Origin of the sequence: Rhodanobacter terrae, from assembly GCF_042657005.1 — a bacterium.
Lineage (GTDB): Bacteria > Pseudomonadota > Gammaproteobacteria > Xanthomonadales > Rhodanobacteraceae > Rhodanobacter > Rhodanobacter terrae.
Window position 1 is genome coordinate 53,389 of sequence record NZ_JBHSNG010000022.1, and the last position, 16,014, is coordinate 69,402.

Annotated in this window: 12 protein-coding genes; 8 read left to right on the forward strand and 4 right to left on the reverse strand. The window is 66.7% G+C overall.

The genetic code is table 11. The features are described from left to right. The first annotated feature begins 53 nt into the window (after positions 1 to 53). Positions 54 to 2,900 carry a TonB-dependent receptor gene (locus tag ACFPPB_RS16410; RefSeq protein WP_377329040.1) on the forward strand — a complete coding sequence of 949 codons (2,847 nt, stop codon included), beginning with the start codon at positions 54 to 56 and terminating at the stop codon, positions 2,898 to 2,900. Positions 2,901 to 3,262: 362 nt separating this feature from the next. Continuing rightward, the gene (locus tag ACFPPB_RS16415) at positions 3,263 to 4,312 is read left to right on the forward strand and encodes a YncE family protein (RefSeq protein WP_377329042.1); all 1,050 of its coding nucleotides are present in this window, start codon (positions 3,263 to 3,265) and stop codon (positions 4,310 to 4,312) included. Between the two features lie 109 nt (positions 4,313 to 4,421). Here ACFPPB_RS16415 and ACFPPB_RS16420 read toward each other — a convergent pair whose 3' ends face one another. After that, positions 4,422 to 5,273 carry an alpha/beta fold hydrolase gene (locus ACFPPB_RS16420; RefSeq protein WP_377329044.1) on the reverse strand — a complete coding sequence of 284 codons (852 nt, stop codon included), beginning with the start codon at positions 5,271 to 5,273 and terminating at the stop codon, positions 4,422 to 4,424. After that, entirely contained in the window at positions 5,270 to 6,325 is a 1,056-nt protein-coding gene (hemH, locus tag ACFPPB_RS16425) for a ferrochelatase (protein ID WP_377329060.1), read from the reverse strand. Before hemH ends, ACFPPB_RS16420 begins: the two co-directional genes overlap by 4 nt. A 105-nt stretch (positions 6,326 to 6,430) precedes the next feature. Between hemH and ACFPPB_RS16430 the strand changes: the two genes are divergently transcribed. The 4 genes from ACFPPB_RS16430 (at position 6,431) to tatC (ending at position 8,681) form a co-directional block, all read left to right on the forward strand. Next, on the forward strand, positions 6,431 to 7,120 hold the full coding sequence (locus tag ACFPPB_RS16430) for a lipid-binding SYLF domain-containing protein (protein WP_377329046.1): 690 nt from the start codon (positions 6,431 to 6,433) through the stop codon (positions 7,118 to 7,120). A gap of 66 nt (positions 7,121 to 7,186) precedes the next feature. Further along, on the forward strand, positions 7,187 to 7,441 hold the full coding sequence (gene tatA / locus ACFPPB_RS16435; protein ID WP_377329048.1) for a Sec-independent protein translocase subunit TatA: 255 nt from the start codon (positions 7,187 to 7,189) through the stop codon (positions 7,439 to 7,441). A gap of 24 nt (positions 7,442 to 7,465) precedes the next feature. Next, positions 7,466 to 7,912: a Sec-independent protein translocase protein TatB gene (gene tatB / locus ACFPPB_RS16440; RefSeq protein WP_377329050.1), complete on the forward strand. Its 447-nt coding sequence runs from the start codon at positions 7,466 to 7,468 to the stop codon at positions 7,910 to 7,912. Beyond that, positions 7,899 to 8,681 (forward strand): twin-arginine translocase subunit TatC, encoded by a 783-nt coding sequence (tatC, locus tag ACFPPB_RS16445; RefSeq protein WP_377329052.1) that lies wholly within the window; start codon positions 7,899 to 7,901, stop codon positions 8,679 to 8,681. Before tatB ends, tatC begins: the two co-directional genes overlap by 14 nt. Before the next feature lie 26 nt (positions 8,682 to 8,707). Here tatC and ACFPPB_RS16450 read toward each other — a convergent pair whose 3' ends face one another. Beyond that, entirely contained in the window at positions 8,708 to 10,882 is a 2,175-nt protein-coding gene (locus ACFPPB_RS16450; protein ID WP_377329054.1) for a primosomal protein N', read from the reverse strand. A 390-nt stretch (positions 10,883 to 11,272) separates the two neighbouring features. After that, a complete protein-coding gene (locus ACFPPB_RS16455; RefSeq protein ID WP_377329062.1) occupies positions 11,273 to 12,490 on the reverse strand; it encodes a DUF3667 domain-containing protein in 1,218 nt (405 codons plus the stop codon). Positions 12,491 to 12,597: 107 nt separating this feature from the next. On the opposite strand from ACFPPB_RS16455, the gene ACFPPB_RS16460 reads away from it, so the two are divergent. Then, positions 12,598 to 13,983, forward strand: a complete 1,386-nt coding sequence (locus ACFPPB_RS16460) for an MATE family efflux transporter (RefSeq protein ID WP_377329056.1) — start codon at positions 12,598 to 12,600, stop codon at positions 13,981 to 13,983. A 38-nt stretch (positions 13,984 to 14,021) separates the two neighbouring features. After that, the gene (gene sppA / locus ACFPPB_RS16465) at positions 14,022 to 15,896 is read left to right on the forward strand and encodes a signal peptide peptidase SppA (RefSeq protein WP_377329058.1); all 1,875 of its coding nucleotides are present in this window, start codon (positions 14,022 to 14,024) and stop codon (positions 15,894 to 15,896) included. Positions 15,897 to 16,014 lie beyond the last annotated feature (118 nt).

A 16,014-nucleotide genomic window follows, 5' to 3' on the forward strand; every position in this document is an offset into this window, starting at 1 on the left:
GATCGCGCCGGCCTGCGATGTCCCGCGTATTCACCGGATCGGATGGGTTTTTCATGGCTCGAACACGTGCAGGCAGCTTGATAGTGGGTTTCGTGACGTTGACAGGCGCGGCACTGGCGCATGCCGGTGCGCCGGCGAGCCTGCATGGGCAGGTGGACGACGGTCAGCAGCCGGTGGCGGGCGCGCGCGTGGAGCTGCGCGAGCTGGGCCGCAGCGCGGTGACCGAGGGCGACGGCAGCTACGATTTCAGCGATGTCGACGCGGGCAGCTACACCTTGGTGGTGAATGCGCAATCGGCAGACGGACAGCCGCAGCCGGCGGTGGAACAGCACGTGACGCTGCAGCCAGGCCAGCGGGTCGAGCAGGATATGAATGTCGGCGGCAAGGGCGCCACCACCTTGCAGGCGCTCAAGGTCACCGCCCAGACCACACCGGCCATACTTGCCCGCAGCATCCAGCAGGACGCGCCGAATATCGTCAACGTGCTGCCGGCGACCGAGATCCAGAAGCTGCCCGACGTGAACGCGGCCGAGGCGGTGCGCCGGATGCCCGGCATCGCGCTGGAGAGCGACACCGGCGAGGGCCGTTTCGTGAACATCCGGGGCCTCGACGCGGATCTCAACGGCACCACCTTCGGCGGTGTGCGGCTGCCGCCGACGAACGTGGCGTCGCCGCTGAGCGGCGGTCGCGCGGTCGCCTTCGATTCGATTCCGGCCGGCCTGATCGGCGCGATCACGGTGACCAAGACCAACACCCCCGACCAGGATGCCGAGGCCCTCGGGGGCACTATCGAAATCACTCCGCGGCAGGTGCCGCCGCAGAAGGACCGGTTTTTCGACGGCGAGATCGGCGGCGGCGTCGAGTCGCTGCGCGGCAGCCCGATCAAGGATCTGATGCTGAGCGGCGGCGGCCGCTTCGGGCCCGGCAATGCGTTCAGCGTGATCGGCACGCTGGCCTACTTCGAGGACAAGCGCGGCGTCGACGACATCGAGGGCGCCTATGCCGACGACCAGACGAACGGCACGCCGGACAAGGTGATGAACGATTTCGAGCAGCGCTATTACAACTACCATCGGCGCCGGCTCGGCTATGGTGCCGAGCTGGATTACCAGCCCGACGCCGACAATCGCTGGTACGCACGCTACTTCGATGCCGGCTATACCGAGACGGTGAATCGCCAGCGCCTGACCTACAACATGTTCCAGAACGGCACCGGTTCGGCCAGCGTCGATCCGGCCCATCCGCAGGGGTTCATCGATCCCACCGTCACCTTCGACAAGACGCTGCGCGACGAGAAGGAGCAGATCGACACCCGCGTCGTCACCCTCGGCGGCGAGAACGACTTTCACGATTTCCGTGTCGATTATCTGGCCGCGCTGGCGATCGGCTCCTACAACAAGCTGTTCGACTACAACTCGACTTTCTCCACCGACGCACCCTCCACGGTTGCCTACGACAACGTCAGCGACCCGCGCTTTCCGCGTTTCTCCACGCTGGCCGGCCCCGATCCGCTGGATCCGGCGAATTACACCCTGGGCGGCTTCCAGAACAGCACCGAGCACGCGCACGACCAGGAGTATTCCGGCGCGTTCAACCTGACCGTGCCGACCCGTCTCTTCCGGGGCGATGACGAGGCGCTGAAGTTCGGCGTCAGCGGCCGCCTGCGCGATCGGCATATCGGCATCGCCAGCTTCAATGCCGGTACGCCGTCGCTGCCGCTCGACCAGTTCATCATGGGCGGCCCGATCACCTTCTACGACGGTCACTATCAGAACGGCCCGAACATCAACGCCGACATGCTGCGCAACCTGTTCGTGGGCAATCCGACGCTGTTCCCGGAAAAGAACCCGTTGGCCGACCAGCAGAACGCCGCCCAGGGCGCCTCGACCGCCAGCGAGAACGTGTACGCCCTCTACGGCCAGTACCAGTTCCAGCCGCTGGACAAGCTTGGCATCCTCGCCGGCGTGCGCTGGGAACGCACCGCGGCGCGCTATGGCGCGAACCAGATCGTGCTCGATGCGAACGGCAACTTCGTGGCCGCGGTGCCGACCTCGCGCGGGCACGGCTACGGCGATTTCTTCCCTACGGTGCAGGCACGCTATGAGATCCGCGACAACCTGATTGCCCGCGCCAGCTACTCGAAGACGATCGCCCGGCCGGGCTTCAATCAGATCACCGCGTCCACGCTGATCGATCCGTCGGCCGACAGCGTGAGCCAGGGCAATTCCGATCTGAAGCCCACCACCAGCGATAATTTCGACGCCTCGCTGGAGTATTACCTCAACGACGGCGGCATCGCCTCGATCGGCGTGTTCGACAAGGAGCTCAGCAACTACATCGTCAACAAGGAAGAAGTGGGTGTCAGCTTCCCGAACAACGGCTTGTTCGCCGGCTTCACCGGGGCGGCCAAGGTGTTCACCTACGGCAACATCAACAACGCCTATGCACGCGGCGTGGAGTTGAACTACCAGCAGAAGTTCGGCATGTTGCCGGGCTGGCTCAGCGGCTTCGGTTCGGGTGCGAACTACACCTACGTCGACTCCAGCGCCGAGCTGCGTCCCGGCGACAAGGAACTGCTGCCCTCCACCTCGCAGCACACCGCCAACCTCACCTTGTTCTACGATCTGGGTGGCCTCGACGTGAACCTGGGCGCCTACTACGTCAGCAAGAACATCTTCGGCGTGGGCGCCGATCCGTCGACCGACATCTGGTCGCAGCCGCGTTTCTCGCTGGATCTGGGTGCCAGCTACGCGCTCGACAGCCGCATGTCGCTGTTCTTCAGTGCCAAGAATCTCACCAGCACCCGGATGAAATTCACCGAGGGACCGTCGAATGCCCGGCCGATCCAGCGCGAGTTCTACGACCAAAGCTATACCTTGGGTTTCCGCGTCAAGCTGTAAGGACGTCCTGGTCGATTCAACACAGGTGGCATGATGTCCAGAAGGTTCGCAGGTGGTAGTGGGTGGCGCAGCCAAGGCTGGCTGCCTTCCTCGCTCCTCAAAGCCGAGTCCATCCGTGGACTCTTCCCGCGTGGGCAAGTCGCGCGCTGCCGCCTGTGGACCTTCTGGACATCACCCCGTCATTTATTCTCAATCGGTTGGGGCCGGCTCCGTCTGCCCCCATCCCCGCGGCGCCCCTCCTCGACAGGCGGCCAGCCTGCCTTCGTCGGCGCACCTTAAGATCTGCGAGCAGACAGAATCGGTGACGCCTGTGTTGAATCGACCAGGGCGTCCTTAACCCACCTTCGTTGCAGGACTCATCGATGAAAACTCCGGCATTTGCTTTGCTTCTCGCCGCCGCCGCACCGGCGATGGCCGCTGCCCAGGCAGCCGTATCTCACCATGGGCTTCCTCCGATGCCGCTGGCGCCGCCGGCCATACCGACCTATGCGGTCACCGCGCAGCATGCGCTGGGCGGCGTGGGCGGCTGGGATTACCTCTCGCTGGATCCGGCCGCGCACCACCTCTTCATCGCCCGCGACGACCGGGTGATGGTAGTGGACACGACCAGCGGCAAGTTGCTCGCCGAAATTCCAGGCATGCAGCACGCCCACGGCGTGGCGCTGATCCCGATGGGGCATCGCGGCTACGTCAGCAACGGCCACGGCGACAACATCACTGTGATCGATACCGACACGTTCAAGGTGACCGGCCACATCGCGGTGAGCGGCAAGGACCCAGACGCGATCATCGTCGATGCGGCCAGCGGCCATGTGCTGGCGATGAACGGCCACAGCAACAACATCAGCGTGATCGATCCGGTCGCCGGCAGGGAGCTGACCACCATCGCGCTGCCGAGCAATCCCGAGTTCGCGGTGAGCGACGGCAAGGGCAATCTGTGGGTGAATCTGGAAGACAGCGCCCAGCTCGCGCACATCGACCTGAACACCAACAAGCTGCTGCAGACATGGTCGCTGGCGCCGTGCGAAGGCCCGACCGGGCTGGCATTCGACGCAGGCATGCAGCGGCTGTTCTCGGTCTGCGCCAACGGCATGCTGATCGTGACCGATGCTACCAACGGACATCATGTTGCCGAAATCGCGATCGGCAAGCGGCCCGACGCGGTGGCGTGGGATGCCGAACGCAAGCTGGTGCTGAGTTCGAACGGCGAAGGCACGCTGAGCGTGGTGCAGCAGTACGCGCAGCACGGCAAGGAGCGCTACAGGGTGGCGGCAACCGTGCCGACGCTGAAGAGCGCACGCACCCTGGCGCTCGATGCGGACACCCACGAGGTCTTTCTGGTCGGTGCGCAGAAGGCTGGCAAGGGCATGCCGGTCGAAGGCTTCGAGGTGCTGGTGGTGGGCGGCAAATAGCGGGTGCGGCAGCGTCCGGCCAGTCGGGCGCCGCCATATTTTCGGCATCCATGGTCCGCTGTCTGCGCGGGCCATGCGGCGTCTGGGCTGATGCGTCGGCGTTTTACGATCAGCCGGGCCGCGCGGCCAATGCCCACGCGGCGACCGCCTGCGGGTGGTCGAGCTGAAGATGATGACCACCGGGCAAGCAGGTGGTCGCGATGTCTGCCACGCAGGCGGCGCGCGCCTGCATCAATGCGCTGGGCAGGTATGAAGTAGCCGGTTGCGCCAGCAGCAGGGCCGTGGGCGCCTCGATGCCGCGCAGCAAGGCGTGGATCTGCGGCTCGGCGAGCCGCACGGCGCTGGGCCGGGTCAGTTGCGGATCGCTGCGCCAGCGCCATCCGTCCTCGGTTTCGATCAGGCCGCGCTCGACGATGGGTCGTGCCAGCTCGGGCGGCAGGCCGCTGACCATGCTGCGCGCGCCGACTGCCTGTTCGATATCGCGAAACACCCGCAGCGGTTTGCGGCTGTCGCCACGCGGGGTCAGCGCATCGCGGAAGCGCTGCAGCGTGTGCGAACCGTCGTCGCCGAGCGGACCGAGACCTTCGATCAGCAGCAGTCGTTCGATCCGCCCGGGCATGGCGGCAGCGACCAGCGCCGCGATGCCCGCACCCAGCGAATGGCCGAGCAAGCTGTAGCGATCCAGCTGCAGGGCATCGGCGGCGGCGAGCACCACGCGCACGTAATCGAGATAGTGATAGCTGGCGCCGGCCGCCAGATGATCGGCGTGGCCGTGGCCGGGCAGGTCCAGCGCGATCACCCGGAAGCGCCTGGCCAGCAGCGGCGCCAGCAACGCAAAGCTGCCGGCGTTGTCGAGCCAGCCGTGCAGTGCCAGCAGCGGCGGCAGCGCATCGTCGCCCCATGCCTGCGCGCTCAGCGCGAGGTGCGGCAGGACGATACGTTGCTCCGCCGGTGCATTCACCCGGTGGATTCCGGCCAGCCCCGGACATGCCGCAAGACCAGGGCCGCCAGGCCGTCCACCTGCTCGACGCTGTCGTTGAGGGCGGGGATGTAGCGCAACGTTTCGCCGCCCGCGGCCAGGAAGAAATCACGGTTCTGCATCGCGATCTCTTCCAGCGTCTCCAGGCAATCCACCGCGAAACCGGGACAGGCGATGTCGAGTTTCTTCACGCCGTCGGCGGCGAGCCGGCGCACAGTGGCGTCGGTATACGGATGCAGCCAGCTCTCGCGGCCCACGCGCGACTGGAAGCTGACGAGCAGTTCGTCCTCGCCCAGGTGCAGGCGCTCGCGCAGCAATAGCGCAGTGCGCTGGCACTGGTCGGAGTACGGATCGCCCAGCCGCACATAACGTTCGGGAATGCCATGGAACGACAGCAGCAACTTGTCGCCGCGGCCATTTGCCGCCCACCAGTGCTCGATGCTGGCGGCCAGCGCGCCGATATGGCCGGGATCGTCGTGGTAGTCGTTGACGATGCGCAGCTCCGGCGGCCAGCGCATGGTCTTGAACGTATCGGCGACGGCGTCGATCACCGAGCCGGTGGAGGTGGCCGAATACTGCGGATACAGCGGCAACACCAGCAGCCGGCGCACGCCGGCGTGTTGCAGCTGCTCGATCGTGCGCGCCACCGAGGGCTCGCCATAGCGCATCGCCAGCGCCACGCGCAGCGTGCCGGGCTGCTGCCGGTCCAGCTCGGCCTGCAGGCGGGCGACCAGTGACTCGCTGCCGAAGCGCAGCGGCGAGCCTTGCGCGGTCCAGATCTTCGCGTACGCGCGCGCCGACCGTGCCGGCCGCAGCCGCAGGATCACGCCGTGCAGGATCAGCCACCACAGCCAGCGCGGGTAGTCGATCACCCGCGGGTCGCCGAGAAATTCGGCCAGATACGGCCGCACGGCGCCGGCGGTCGGCGCGGTCGGCGTGCCCAGGTTGACCAGCAGTACGCCTGCCTGAACGGGCTGAATGGACGACGCGCCGGAATGGCCGGCAACGCCGGTATAGTGATTGCTGCGTGGCATCGTGGCAGTCATGACGGGATCAGTCGTGCAGTCTGCCACAGCCATGGTGCGCCGCTGCGTGCCGACTCGTCCGTACCCCCGACCCGAACCCAAGTGGAGCCGTCCATGATCAAGCCACCACGACATCGTCTGCTGTTGATTGGCCTCGCGCTGCTGCTGCCGGCGATGGCCGTGCACGCCGAGGACCCGCCGCTGGTGCGCGCGAAGAATGCCGTGCGCGTTCTCAACGAGATCATGCAGGCACCGGACAAGGCGATCCCGCAGGATTTGCTGCGCGACGCCAGGGCGATCGCGGTGATCCCCGACATGCTCAAGGTCGGGTTCATCTTCGGTGGCCGCCGCGGCGAGGGCCTGATCTCGGTCAAGAGCCCGGACGGCACCTGGTCCAATCCGAGCTTCATCAGCATGACCGGCGGCAGCGTGGGTTTTCAGGTCGGCGTGTCGTCGACCGACGTGGTTCTGGTGTTCCGCACCCAGCGCGGGGTGGATTCCATCGTGCGCGGCAAGTTCACGCTCGGTGCCGACGCGTCCGCCGCCGCGGGCCCGGTCGGGCGCACCACCAGCGCGTCCACCGATGAACAAATGAAGGCCGAGATCTACTCCTATTCACGCGCCCGCGGCCTCTTCGCCGGCGTGGCCATCGACGGCGCTGCGCTGCGCATCGACTACGACGCGAACGAGGCCGTGTACGGTGCCGGCGTCACGCCGCGGCGCATCTTCGAAGGCGGAGTCAGCAACGTGCCGGGGCCGGTGGTCGATTTCCGCGACCGGCTTGAGGAGTACACTTCGCGATAGTTATTGCAAAGTGTCGGCGCGATGGGCGCCATGACGATTCGGCTGGAATCCGCCTCGAGGTTGACTATGGGTTTTGACAGTATCTGGCATTGGCTGATCCTGCTGGTGATCGTGCTGGTGGTATTCGGCACCAAGAAGATCCGCAACCTCGGCCCGGATCTCGGCGCGGCGATTCGCGACTTCAAGAAAGGCCTCAGCGGCGACGACGAGGCGAAGCAGAAGGAAGAGGAAGCCGCGCGCAAGGCCGCCGAGCAACTGCGCGCCGACCCGCCTGCAGCCAGCAGCACGCAGAGTCAGCGCGACTCCAGCGAAACCAAGTAAGCGCGCGGCGGGCGGAGCGCTGCGATGATCGAGATCAGTCTCGGCAAACTGGTACTGCTCGCCCTGATCGCGTTGATCGTGCTCGGTCCCGAGAAGCTGCCCGGTGCCGCGCGCACCGCCGGCGCGCTGCTGCGGCGCGTGCGCAGCGGCTGGGACAACGTGCGTGCCGAGGTCGAGCGCGAGCTGGAGATCGAGCAGATCAAGCGCACCGCCCGTGAGGCGGCTGCCCGCGCGGAAGCGGCCCAGAACGAACTGAAGGACGGTGTGCTGCAAGTGCATGAGCCGCTCAGCAGGGCCGCCGCCGAGATCGCGGCGCTGGCGAAGCCGGCTCCGGCCGTCGTCGAAACCACGTCGCCCGACGAGGAGCCTGCGGCCGCCGAACCGTCGGAAGGCAGGCAGTCCGAATTGCCGCTGGGCGAGCCGCAGTCGTTGTCGAAACCGGCAAGGAATTCCCCGCATGGCGACGCCTGAGTCCGACCTGCCCGAATCCGGAGATGTCGCCGACAGCCTGCAGCAGGGGCTGTTCTCGCACCTGCTGGAGTTGCGCACGCGCCTGCTCAAGTCGCTGGCGGCGGTAGTGCTGGTGCTGCTGGCGCTGGTGCCGTTCGCGAACCGGTTGTATGCCGAGCTGGCCGCGCCGCTGGTCGCGCGGTTGCCGCAAGGTGCGCACCTGATCGCCACCGAAGTGACCAGTCCGTTCATCACGCCGCTGAAACTGGCCTTCTATACGGCTCTGTTCATCAGCATGCCGGTGATCCTCTACCAGCTGTGGGCGTTCGTCAGCCCGGGTCTGTACAAGCATGAGAAACGGCTGGCGCGGCCGCTGCTGGTCGCGGCCATGGGGCTGTTCTATCTGGGCTGCGCGTTCGCCTATTTCCTGGTGCTGCCGGCCGCGTTCCGCTTCCTCACCGCAGTGACGCCGCAGGGCGTGGAGATGATGACCGACATCACCCACTACCTCGATTTCGTGATGCTGATGTTCTTTGCGTTCGGCTTGTGTTTCGAGGTGCCGGTGGCGGTGGTGGTGCTGGCCGCGGTCGGCGTGGTCGATCTGGACAAGCTGCGCAGCGGCCGGCGTTACGCCATCGTCGGCGCGTTCGCGATCGCCGCGCTGATCACGCCACCGGACATCACCTCGATGATGATGCTCGGCATTCCGATGTGCCTGCTGTACGAGCTGGGCGTGCTGGCGGTGCGCTGGCTGGTGAAGCCGGGATCGTTGCGGCCCGACGCGGGCTGAGCATTCTTCAATACAGCCGGCGCCGGTCAGTACAGATCGATCGGGTCGACATCCAGCGACCAGCGCACCCGCCGCGCCGACGGCAGCGCGATCAACGCCAGCTGCCACGAACGCAACATGCCATGCAGCATGCTGCGGCTGGCGGCCTCCAGCAGCAACTGGCCGCGATGGCGGCCCGCGCGCAGCGGCATCGGCGCAGGCATCGGACCGGCGATCTGCAACTGTTCATTGCGCGGCAACGCAGCGTATGCGGCGGCGAGAAACGCATCGACCTGCTCGCGTTGCGCTGCGTCGGCACGCAGCAGCACCTGGTGGCTGTACGGCGGCAGCTGGATCAGGCGGCGCTCGGCCAGCAGCTCGCGCGCGGCGGCGGCGTAACCCTGCGCCAGCAGGTGGCGCAGCAGCGGATGTTCCGGTTGATGGGTCTGCAGCAGCACGCGGCCGGGCTTGCGCGCGCGGCCGGCGCGGCCGGCGACTTGCACCACCAGTTGGGCCAGCCGTTCGCCGGCGCGGAAATCCACGCTGTGCAGGCCTTCGTCCACTCCCACGATCGCGACCAGGGTGAGGTTGGGCAGGTCGTGGCCCTTGGCCAGCATCTGGGTGCCGACCAGGATCGCCGGTCGATCGTCCTGCAGCGTGGCCAGCAATTGTTCGAAGGCATCGCGGCGGCGGGTGGTTTCGCGGTCGACTCGCAGTACCGGCACCTGCGGGAACTGCGCGATCAGCGCTTCCTCCAGCCGTTCGGTGCCCTGGCCTTGCGGCTTCAGCTCGCCGGCGCCGCAGCTCGGGCAGGCGGCGGGTAGGCGCTGGCGGTAGTCGCAGTGATGGCAGATCAGCTGGCGCCGACCGGCGTGCAAGGTCAGCGGACGGTCGCAGCGCGGACAGCCGGCGTGCCAGCCGCAACCGTGGCACAGCAGCACCGGCGCATAACCGCGGCGATTGCGGAACACCAGCGCCTGCTCGCCGCGGGCCACCGTCTCCGCGACCGCCGCCAGCAGCGCCGGCGACAGGCCGTGGTCCAGGCGCTGCGCGCGCATGTCGATGATCTGCACCTGCGGCGGCCGGATCGCGCCGGGTCGCGCGCGCAGATGCAGCATGCGGTAACGGCCGGCCTCGGCGTTCGCCAGCGACTCCAGCGACGGCGTACCCGAGCCCAGCAGCACTGGCACGCCCAGAGTGCGGGCACGGACCAGGGCCAGGTCGCGGGCGTGATAGCGGAAGCCTTCCTGCTGCTTGTACGCGCTGTCGTGTTCCTCGTCGACGATGATCAGTCCGGCCTGCGGCAGCGGCGTGAATACGGCCGAGCGGGTGCCCAGGATCACCCGCGCGCTGCCCGCACGGGCGCGCAGCCAGGCGCGTGCCCGGTCGCCTTCGGCGAGGTTGGAGTGCAGCACTTCGACGATCACCCCGAGCCGTTCGCGCAGGCGCCGCACGGTTTGCGGCGCCAGGCCGATCTCCGGCACCAGCAGCAAGGCCTGTTTGCCTTGCGCCAGCACTTGCTCGATCAGCGCCAGATACACCTCGGTCTTGCCGCTGCCGGTGACGCCGTCGAGCAGGAACGGCTGGTACTGGCCGAGACTGGCGCCGACCGCGGCGACGGCTTGTTGCTGCTCGTCGCTGAGTTGTGGAGCCGATGAGGCGGGCAGCGAACGGTCCAGCGGCGGCCGTTCGCTGCGTTCGAGCAGGCCGGCGCCGGCCAGTCGACGCGCGGCCTCGCGCCAGCCCGGCAGGCGTTCATTCAATTCCTGGGCACTCAGTGCGCCATCGGCCAGCAACGCCAGCAAGGTCTTGCTGCCGCCGCGCCGGCTGCCGGCATCGTGAGCGCTGCGGCCGGCCATGCTGAGCGACCAGTATTCATCGCCGAGCGCCGGCGGCGGCTTCGCTTCGCGCAACGCCAGCGGCAACGCATTCGCGTACGCCTCGCCCGGCGCACCGAGCCAGTAATCGGCGGCCCAGGCCAGTGTCTGCATCAGCTCGGTGTCGAGCAGGGCGGTATCGTCGAGCAGTCGCAGCACCTGTTTCAGCCGGGCGCTGCCGACCGCGGCCTCGGCGTCGATCGCCACCACGATGCCGACCAGCTTGCCGCGGCCGAACGGCACCAGCACCCGGCTGCCCACATGTGCCTCGCCCGCCGCGGGCGGCAGGTAGTCGAACAAGGTCGGCAGCGGGAGCGGAAGAGCGACGCGAAGGACGGCGGGCATGGTTACCTCGTGGCGGTTCAGTGTAACTGCAGCCCCTTGTATCCAGCTCTGGACGGCTCAGGAAAAGCCACCTGCTGGACTTGCACGGACTTGCTGCCCGGCTATCGAGGAATCGAGGGTAAGTGGCTATCCACCGGGGGGTTTTATGCTTATCCACAAGAACTGTGGATAAGTCTGTGGATGCAGCGGGGAGGGGGGGCTCCAAAGCCCGTAGTGGCGCCCCTCGGGACGCTCTGACCAAGTTTTCGTCACGCAGAGAATATCTTTAATATCAATGATATACGAATGGAGCTAAGCCGGTGTTCACACAATTGACAAATGAACGTCGGCTGCCTTGACAGGTTCATGACGCTGTGCAAAACCCGGGATGTCCACCGCCTGAAAGCGTTTTCAGTGGGCCATGCCGAGGGCTGCCGCGACGGTGAGGGCCAGCATCAACAGCCAGAAGTAGCACCAGCCGACGAACCAGAATTTCAACAGCGTCATCGGCCAACCTTGCCCGTATATGCGCTTCTGCATGATCAGCAGGTAGGTCGGCACCCAAAACACCAGGAGGCCCCGGACCCAGCCCAGGGCGTAGCCGATCCAGGCAGCATGGGGATGCAGCCAGGTCGAAAGCATGCCGGTGCCGGTAATCAGCAGCAGGCAAAGGAACATGAAAGCGTGGCTGTGCAAGGCCACGATCAGGTGCTCCATGTAAAGCCGACGGCGGAATAGATAGAACAGCTTCAGCAAGGCCGCGAATATCGGAATCATCACGAACATGGTCGGCGGCAGCGCGCCGAAGACGCCATTGATCATCCGCTGCTTCGCCTCGGCACTGGCCGCGGCATCGCCATGCTTGAAGGTCCGCCAGTTCTTGTGGAGCTGCTGGCCCAGCGCGGTCAGGCGCGCGTTGATCACGTTCGGCAGCCAGGCGATCCGGACGGGTTGCGATTCCGGCTCGTGAGTCAGCTGGCGGGGCTTGTCTGGCGTGGCATCGCCGGTTTTCGCCGTGTCGCGGGATGCCGCCGGAGCGACCGGGAGAGGCGCTGCGATGGAGGCGGCCGACATCGGCGCCGCGCCGAGCTCGACAAGACGCCGGCTCGCCGTCCCGCGCAGCGTCCGTGTGCCGGCATCGATCTGGTCCAGCAGGTTCTGCGGCAGCACGCCGCTTTCCTTGGCGCGCTGCAGGTCGTCCAATTCGTCCTGCAGCGCCTTGCGCACTTCGGCCGGGCTGGCAGCAGACTCGATCGCCCGGCTGTCCACGTTCACCAGTGGGTGCCCGTTGGTCGGGATCTTGTTGGCGACCTGGTCGATCGCCAGGTGAAACACGAAGAAGGACAACAGGCACAGCACGAACATCAGCCGGAACGGTGCGATGTAGCGCACCCGCCGGCCGCTGAAGTATTCCAGGGTGAGGAAGCCGGGCTTGAGCAGCAGCGGCGGCAATGTGTGCACGATGCGGCCGTCGATGTGCAGCACGGTCTCCAGCGTCTCCTCGAACATCCCGTGCACGGGCTTGAGCACGCTGTGGATCGACTGTCCGCATTCATGGCAGAACTCGCCCTGCATCGATGCGCCGCAGTTGGCGCAGTGCAGTCCCTCGTAGCTGGTCAGCGGCTTCATCACGATCCCCCCTCCGGTGCAGCGGGCGATCTTCGCACAGAGCCGTCTGCCGCGGAGCGTGACGAATGGCTCAGGTAGAATGACCGGCCCTGGAGTCTGCTGTGTCGATGAAATCCTTACGCCCCGAGCGTGCCCGTCTGCTGCATGAGATGCGCGCTACTGTGCACCTCGCATTGCCGCTGATCTGCGCACAGCTGGCGGCGATCGGCAGCAACGTGATCGACGCGGTGCTGGCGGGGCATGTCAGTGCGCACGTGCTCGGTGCGGTGGCGGTGGGCGCCAGCATCTGGTCGCTGGCGATCGTCAGCGGCATCGGCATGATGATGGCGGTGCCGCCGTCGGTGGCGCAGCTCGACGGCGCCGGGCGCCGGCCCGAGGTCGGCGCGGTGTTCCGGCAGGCGCTGTGGCTGGCGCTGGGCATGGGCGTCGTATTGTGGTTTGCGGTGCGTCACGCCGCACCGCTGATCGACCTGATCGGGGTGACGCCGAGCCTGCGCGACGACGTGCAACGTTTCCTGCTGGCGATCAGCTGGGGTGCGCCCGCGCTGACCTGCTACTTCGCGCTGCGCGGACTGTCCGAAGGCTTGTCGCTGACCCGGCCGTCGATGTACTTCAGCCTGGGCGGACTGGTCCTGCTGGTGCCGCTCGGCTATGTGCTGATGTTCGGCAAGCTGGGGATTCCGCCGCAAGGTGCGCATGGCTGCGGCGTGGCCACCGCGATCGCGCTGTGGCTGGAGATGCTGGCGTTCGGTGTCTATGTGATCTGCCGACGCAACTATCGCGGACTGGGCCTGTTCGATCATTTCGAATGGCCGAACCTGCGCCGGATCGGCGCGCTGGTGCGCATCGGTCTGCCGATGGCGGTGACCTTGCTGGCCGAGGCCGGCCTGTTCGTGGCGACGGCGTTGATCATCGCCACGCTGGGCGAGGACGTGATCGCCAGCCATCAGGTCGCCATCAATATCGCCTCGCTGTTCTTCATGATCCCGCTGGGCCTGGCCATGGCGATCACCGTGCGCGTCGGCAACGCGGTGGGCCGCGGCGACGAGCGCGGCGTGCGCTATGCCGGCTTGTGCGGCATCGGCCTGACCCTGGTCACCCAGCTGCTGTCGGCCGGCCTGATGCTGGGACTGCCGCACTACATCGCGGCGCTGTACACCCATGATCCGAAAGTGATCGCACTGGCGGCGCAGCTGATCATGCTGGCCGGTCTGTTCCAGTTTTCCGACGGCATCCAGGTTGCCGCCAACGGCGCGTTGCGCGGCCTGAAGGACACCCGCGTACCGATGGCGATCACCTTGTTCGCGTACTGGATCATCGGCATGCCGGTGGGCTGGTGGCTGGCGTTCCATCGCGGCATGGGCGCGCGCGGCATGTGGATCGGCCTGATCGCCGGACTGTCGGTGGCGGCCGTGATGTTGTTCACCCGTTTCTGGCGCAGTGCGTGGAAGCAGCGCTGGCGCCGCCACATGCCGATGACCGCGCTGGCCTGACCGGCTAGGCTTGACCCCATGACTCTGGATACGCACGCATGACGCCACCGCTCCCGCCGCCCCGCCGCAACGGTTTCTGGGTTTTCCTGAGCACGCTTGGGCGCGGCATCAACATGGTCAGGCTGGTGATCATCAACCTGGTGTTCTTCGCCGTGCTGTTCGTGCTGCTGCTGGTGCTGACTGCAGGGGTGGTCGGCAGCCGGATGGAAAGCGCGATACAGAACGACAGCGTGCTGGTGATCGAACCGCACGGCCGACTGGTCGAGCAGTACAGCATCGAGCCGCTGCAGCGTGCGCTGGCCGGGTTGTCCGGCGACAAGCCGAAGCAGGTGCAATTGCGCGATCTGGTCGGTGCGATCGATGCGGCGGCCAAGGACTCGCGCATCACCCGCATCCTGCTGCTGCCGGACGAGATGCAGGGCGGTTTTGCCTCGCTGCACGAGGTCGGTGCGGCGCTGGACCGGTTCCGTGCCGCGGGCAAGCCGGTCATCGCATGGGGGGTGAACCTGGACCAGGGTCAGTACTACCTCGCCGCGCACGCCGACCGTCTGCTGGTCGATCCGCAAGGCGGCGTGATGATCACCGGCCTGGCCAACTATCGGCTGTTCTACAAGGACCTGCTCGACAAGCTCGGCGTCGACGTGCACTTGTTCCGCGTCGGTGAATTCAAGAGCGCGGCAGAACCATACATCCTCGATCACGCCTCGGCGGAGGCCAAACAGGCCGACAGCTACTGGATGGGCGGGCTGTGGGACGGCTATCTCGCCGAAGCGGCGGCATTGCGAAAACTCGACCCGGCAGCGTTGCGCGATGACATCGACAACCTGCCGCAGCACATCGCCAGCACGCAGGGCGATCTGGCCCAGCTGGCGTTGAACCAGCACCTGGTCGATGGCCTCGCCACCCGCGCCCAACTCATCACGATGATGCGCAAGGAAGGCGTGCCGGCCGACCGCAAGGGGCACAGCTTCCGTCAGGTCGACCTGGCCCGTTATGCGGCGAGTGTGTCGCGCGGCGGCGACGCGTTCGCGCCGGGCGTGGCGATCGTGGTGGCCGAGGGCGAGATCAGCGGCGGCAAGCAGGCGCCGGGTTCGATCGGCGGCGAATCCACCGCGGCCTTGATCCGCAACGCGCGCGAGGATCGCAAGACCAGGGCGCTGGTGCTGCGGGTCAATTCGCCCGGCGGCGAGGTGTATGCGGCCGAGCAGATCCGCCGCGAGATCGAGCTGACCCGCGCGGCCGGCATCCCGGTGGTGGTGTCGATGGGCGACGTGGCGGCCAGTGGCGGCTACTGGATCTCCATGAACGCGAACCGGATCTACGCCGAGCCGAACACCATCACCGGTTCGATCGGCATCTTCGGCATGTACTACACGGTGCCCAACACGCTGGCCAAGCTCGGCATCCGGAGCGACGGCGTCGGTACCGGACCGATGGCCGGCGCATTCGACATCACCCGCCCGCTCGATCCGAAGGTCGGCGCGGTGATCCAGGCCATCATCGACAAGGGCTATCACGACTTCGTCGGCAACGTCGCCAAGGCGCGCGGCAAGAGCTACGAGGCGATCGACGCGATTGCGCAAGGCCGCGTGTGGACCGGTCGGCAGGCGCTCGAACGCGGCCTGGTCGACCAGCTGGGTGGCCTGGACCAGGCGGTGGCGGAGGCCGCGAATCTGGCCAAGCTGGGGAAGAACTATCCGGTGCGCTACCAGGAGGCGCCGCTGGGCGGTTTCGAGCGATTCCTGCTCAGCCTCAACCAGAGCGCCAGCGTGCACCTGATGCAATCGTGGGGCGTTCGCCTGCCGAGCTGGTTTGCCCAGTTGCCGGCGCTGGTACCGGAGCTGCAGCTGCTGCGCAACGCCAGGGCCGGTACTCCCAACATCTACGCCGATTGTCTGTGCAGTCCGCGCTGAGAACCGCCGTTTCGTAGGAGCCCGCTGGCGGGCGATGCCCTTGGCCTCCACCTTTTGTAGGAGCCCGCTGGCGGGCGATGCTTTTGCTCTGAATCTCTCCAGACATCAGAGCAACAGC